Consider the following 3,583-nt stretch of genomic DNA (forward strand, 5'->3'; position numbering starts at 1 on the left):
CATTACCTGACCGCGGTGTTCGCGGTGTTCGTGCCGCTGGCCGCCGCGCTCTATCTGACCGTGACGGTGGTGTGGACGCTCGTGCAGCGCATCCTGCTGCGCCGCCGATACCCGCTCGTCACGGCGTCGCCGGCTCGCTGAGCGGCGGCGTCTCCTCCGGGCCGTCGTCCGGCCCGGAGACGGAGTCCGTTCGCCGCCGCGGGCGGACTCCGACGAGACTCACCCCGATGCTCGCCGCCATGACGAAGGCGATCGCGAGCAGCCGCAGAGGACTGGCGATCTGACCGAGCAGCAGCCAGCCGGCGACGGTGGCCGTGGCGGGTTCGAGGCTGAGCAGGATGCCGAAGACCCGTTGCGGCACCATCCGCAGCGCCGAGAATTCCAGCGTGTAGGGAATGAGCGAGCCGAGCAGCGCGGTCGCCAGCGTGAGGACGATGAGCATCGGGTCCGTGGCGACGACGACGGCTGCCGGAACGCCGAAGGGCAGGAGCAGGACGGATGCGACGACGAAACCGACGGCGAGCGCGCCGCGTCCGGGGATCACGGCCCCGGCGTGCGCCGTGGCGCGGATGTAGAACGCCCAGAACGCCGCGGCGATGAGGGCGAAGCCGACGCCGACCGGGTCGAGGTCCTGCGCGCCGACCATGCCGTCGACGCCCAGCAGGACGATGCCGACGACGGCGAGCACGAGCCACCCGGTATCGGCGAGGCGACGGGTCAGCAGGGCCGACAGGACGAGCGGGCCGAGGAACTCGATCGCGACGGCGGGTCCCAATGGGATGCGTTCGATCGCGGCGTAGAACGAGCCGTTCATGCCGCCGAGCGCGACGCCGAACAGGATCGCCGCCTTCCACTGCGTGCGGTTCCAGCGGCGCACGGCGGGACGCACGACGAGGAGCATGACGATCGCCGCGACGCTCAGCCGCAGTGCCGTCACTCCCCAGGCTCCGAGCACGGGGAAGATCTGCGCGGCGATCGCCGCCCCGAACGACAGCGAGATGCACGATCCGAGAACCAGTGCCGCACCGAGCGTCGGACGGGAAGTCGCTGCGGGGGTCATCCCTCCAGTCTGCCCGCTCTCAGCGCGGGTTCACGGCGATGCGCAGCGGCGCGCCGGGCGCGGAGGCGGCGGCGAGCGCCGCGTCGACGTCGTCGAGCCCGTACTGCGCGCCGACGACCTCGTCGAAGGGGTATCCCCTCCCCCTCCCGGCGAGGAATGCGGCGGCTCCCGCGAGGTCACGTCCCGTGTAGTTGTGCACGCCGCTGATCGTGAGCAGCCGTCGCACGACGCTTTCCGCCTCGAGTCCGACGGGCGCGGCCGGGAACACGCTCCCGACGAGGATGACGTGCCCGGCGACATCGGCGGCGGCGAGCGCATCCGCGACCGCGTGCCCGGATGCCTCGATCACGATGTCCGCGTTCTCCCCGGGCGTTGCAAGAGCCGTCGCCCCGAACTTCTCGGCGAAGGCCCGGCGCTGCGGTGAGGGGTCGACGACGGTGACCGCGGCGCCGGCATCCGCGGCGATCGCGACGGCCGAGAGCCCCACGAGCCCGGCACCGAGGACGAGCACACGGGCCGTCTCGAGGGCGTGCGTGCGCGAGGCGCGCTCGAGGGCGGCCCAGGCCGTCGCCGTCGCGCACGAGGCGGGGGCGAGCGTCGCGGCCGGCAAAGCCTCGGGCACCCGCACGATCGTCGTTCCGGCGCGCAGGTGGGCATGGGTGGCGAAGCCGCCCGTGAGCTCCCACCGCGGCTCGATGCGCTCGTGCCCGTACTTCGCGAGCGCCCGGCATTTCTGTCCGACCCCCGCTGTGCACCGGTCGCACGTGCCGCAGGAGACCGTCACCGACCAGACGACGCGGTCGCCGACGCGCAGCGTCTGCCCCTCGGCATCCTCGACGCCACCCTCGCCGACCGCGATGATGCGGCCGACGCTCTCGTGGCCGAGGACGAGGGGCGCAGGCGCTGTGCGGTGCCCGGATACCGTGTGCACATCCGACCCGCACACGGTCGACAATTCGATCACCACGAGCACGTCGTGGCGCCCGAGCGCGACACCGGGAACCGCGACGGTCTCGTGGTTCTGTCCGACGCCGAGCCAGACCTTCGCGGTCGCGGCGGGGCGGAGGGTGACGTCTTCGCGCTCGTCGTGCGGCAGGAGGACGCGCATCTCACGGCGTCCGGGACAGGAATCCGTCGGTGACGAATCCGCGCTCGGCGAGCGCAAGCGGCATCGCGGTGACGTCGTCGAGAACCGCATCCGCCCCCGCCGCGAGCAGGGCGTCCGCTCCGTGCGCCCCGCTGAGCACCCCGGCGACGAATCCGGCGCCGGCGCGGCGACCCGACAGCACATCGCTGCTCGTGTCACCCGCGACGGCGACGGCCCGCACCGAGCTGGTCGCCGTGCGCAGCAGAGCCGTGAGGATCAGATCGGGGGCGGGGCGGCCGCGTCCGGCATCCGCGGGCGACAGCGCGACATCGACGAGGTCGCGCCACCCGAGGGCATCCAGCAGGGCATCGCGCGTCGTCGGGGCGAAGCCCGTGGTCAGCGCGACCGTGATGCCCGCATCGCGCAGCGCGCGGATCGTGTCGGCGGCCCCCGGCACCTCGGCCGCGCCCTGCTCGGCGATGAGCTCGGCGTAGGCACCCTCGAACTGCGCGGTCGCGGCGGTCGCCGCCGCGATGTCGCCGCCGGCGAGGTGCGTGAAGACGTCGACCTTCGACATCCCCATGGTGTCGCGCACGTACTGCAGCGCCTCTTCCCACGGCATCCGGTCGGCGACGCCGGTGCGCTCCGCGGCGCGCTGGAACGCCTGCTCGACGATCCCCTCATCGCGCACGGTCGTTCCGGCCATGTCGAAGACGACGAGTTCAATGGCGGTCATGGGGTTCCTCCCTGTGCGGGCTCGAGCGCCCGGTCGAATGCGGTCTGAAGCGTGTGCTCGGCGAGTCCGAGACCGCAGGTCATGCCGATGCCGGTGGTCGCGGCGATCACGTGCAGCCCGGGCTCCGGCTCCTCGATGAGGAACTCGTCCGGCCCCGAGGCGTAGACGCCTTGCCAGCGCTCGAGCACCCGGAAGCCGTCCGTCTCGAACAGGTGCTGTGCCTGGTCGAGGAAGGCGGAGAACGCCGCCTCCGGCTGGAAGGGCTCCGGCTGGATGCTGCGGGCGTGCGAGTCGCCGAGGATCAGCGAGCCGTCCGGCAGCTGCGTGTACATCTGGTTGAGATCCAGCGCTGCCAGATCCGGCCTCTCGACGTGCAGCCTCTCGCGCAGCGCGGCGGTCTCGGGGAACTCCGCGAAGCGGCCGTAGCGCAGCAGCGACCAGCCCGTCAGAAGCGGCGCCTCCAACTCGCGCGGCAGATCGGCGCCGACGCGCATCATGTCGAGCGCGCACCGCACGATGCCCCGCTGCTCGGCGAGATCGGGAAGCAGTTGATCGAGGTCGTGGTTCGCCGCGACGACGACGCGTCCGGCGTCGATCGTGCCGCGGGTCGTGCGCACGCCGCGACCGCTGACCGCGGTCGCCGCGGTGCGGAAGCGGAACTCGACGCCCATATCGCTCAGGTGCCGGGCGATCGCCGACG

4 protein-coding genes are annotated in these 3,583 nt (G+C 72.5%); all 4 read right to left on the minus strand.

All coding sequences use genetic code 11. The features are described from left to right. Nucleotides 1-118: 118 nt before the first annotated feature. Nucleotides 119-1,060, minus strand: a complete 942-nt coding sequence (locus Q0Z66_RS12260; RefSeq protein ID WP_298041566.1) for a DMT family transporter — start codon at nt 1,058-1,060, stop codon at nt 119-121. Nucleotides 1,061-1,079: 19 nt separating this feature from the next. Beyond that, entirely contained in the window at nt 1,080-2,168 is a 1,089-nt protein-coding gene (locus tag Q0Z66_RS12265) for an alcohol dehydrogenase catalytic domain-containing protein (protein WP_298041568.1), read from the minus strand. A gap of 1 nt (nt 2,169) precedes the next feature. After that, nucleotides 2,170-2,883 (minus strand): phosphonatase-like hydrolase, encoded by a 714-nt coding sequence (locus Q0Z66_RS12270; protein ID WP_298041570.1) that lies wholly within the window; start codon nt 2,881-2,883, stop codon nt 2,170-2,172. Beyond that, nucleotides 2,880-3,583 (minus strand): FAD-dependent oxidoreductase (locus tag Q0Z66_RS12275; RefSeq protein WP_298041572.1); only part of this gene is annotated, 704 nt, incomplete at its 5' end. The genes Q0Z66_RS12275 and Q0Z66_RS12270, both read right to left, overlap by 4 nt.

This window comes from uncultured Microbacterium sp. (genome assembly GCF_947632095.1).
Taxonomy (GTDB): Bacteria; Actinomycetota; Actinomycetes; order Actinomycetales; family Microbacteriaceae; genus Microbacterium.